A 1722-nucleotide genomic window follows, 5' to 3' on the forward strand; every position below is an offset into this window, starting at 1 on the left:
AACTGGTAGGGCTGGTTGGACTCGAACCAACGACCCCCGCGTTATCAACACGGTGCTCTAACCAGCTGAGCTACAGCCCCAACGCGGTGCTACATACGACTACTGTTTCTTCTTCAGCTAACAGTCGATAAGTGTGGACATTTAATGAGTGAATCATTGCTGATTCGTGCAAACTCTAGAAAGGAGGTGATCCAGCCGCACCTTCCGATACGGCTACCTTGTTACGACTTCACCCCAGTCACGAATCCTACCGTGGTAAGCGCCCTCCTTGCGGTTAAGCTACCTACTTCTGGTAAAACCCGCTCCCATGGTGTGACGGGCGGTGTGTACAAGACCCGGGAACGTATTCACCGCGACATGCTGATCCGCGATTACTAGCGATTCCAACTTCATGCAGTCGAGTTGCAGACTACAATCCGGACTACGATACACTTTCTGCGATTAGCTCCCCCTCGCGGGTTGGCGGCGCTCTGTATGTACCATTGTATGACGTGTGAAGCCCTACCCATAAGGGCCATGAGGACTTGACGTCATCCCCACCTTCCTCCGGTTTGTCACCGGCAGTCTCATTAGAGTGCCCTTTCGTAGCAACTAATGACAAGGGTTGCGCTCGTTGCGGGACTTAACCCAACATCTCACGACACGAGCTGACGACAGCCATGCAGCACCTGTGTACTGGTTCTCTTTCGAGCACTCCCTGATCTCTCAAGGATTCCAGCCATGTCAAGGGTAGGTAAGGTTTTTCGCGTTGCATCGAATTAATCCACATCATCCACCGCTTGTGCGGGTCCCCGTCAATTCCTTTGAGTTTTAATCTTGCGACCGTACTCCCCAGGCGGTCTACTTCACGCGTTAGCTGCGTTACCAAGTCAATTAAGACCCGACAACTAGTAGACATCGTTTAGGGCGTGGACTACCAGGGTATCTAATCCTGTTTGCTCCCCACGCTTTCGTGCATGAGCGTCAATCTTGACCCAGGGGGCTGCCTTCGCCATCGGTGTTCCTCCACATATCTACGCATTTCACTGCTACACGTGGAATTCTACCCCCCTCTGCCAGATTCTAGCCTTGCAGTCTCCAATGCAATTCCCAGGTTGAGCCCGGGGATTTCACATCAGACTTACAAAACCGCCTGCGCACGCTTTACGCCCAGTAATTCCGATTAACGCTTGCACCCTACGTATTACCGCGGCTGCTGGCACGTAGTTAGCCGGTGCTTATTCTTCAGGTACCGTCATTAGCAAAGGATATTAGCCCTCACCGTTTCTTCCCTGACAAAAGAGCTTTACAACCCGAAGGCCTTCTTCACTCACGCGGCATTGCTGGATCAGGCTTGCGCCCATTGTCCAAAATTCCCCACTGCTGCCTCCCGTAGGAGTCTGGACCGTGTCTCAGTTCCAGTGTGGCTGGTCGTCCTCTCAGACCAGCTACTGATCGATGCCTTGGTAGGCTTTTACCCTACCAACTAGCTAATCAGATATCGGCCGCTCCACGAGCATGAGGTTCTTGCGAATCCCCCACTTTCATCCTTAGATCGTATGCGGTATTAGCGTAACTTTCGCTACGTTATCCCCCACTCCAGGGTACGTTCCGATATATTACTCACCCGTTCGCCACTCGCCACCAGAGCAAGCTCCGTGCTGCCGTTCGACTTGCATGTGTAAGGCATGCCGCCAGCGTTCAATCTGAGCCAGGATCAAACTCTTCAGTTTAATCTCTGTT

General features: G+C 52.5%; 1 tRNA gene and 1 rRNA gene. Both read right to left on the bottom strand.

The window, feature by feature from the left end:
- Nucleotides 1–3 precede the first annotated feature (3 nt).
- A tRNA-Ile gene (locus tag CD932_RS29750) sits at nucleotides 4–80 on the bottom strand.
- A 99-nt stretch (nucleotides 81–179) separates the two neighbouring features.
- Nucleotides 180–1712 (bottom strand): 16S ribosomal RNA (locus CD932_RS29755).
- Between the last annotated feature and the right edge of the window lie 10 nt (nucleotides 1713–1722).

It is taken from the genome of Janthinobacterium sp. PC23-8 (genome assembly GCF_002250505.1).
In the GTDB taxonomy this organism is placed as follows: domain Bacteria; phylum Pseudomonadota; class Gammaproteobacteria; order Burkholderiales; family Burkholderiaceae_D; genus Janthinobacterium.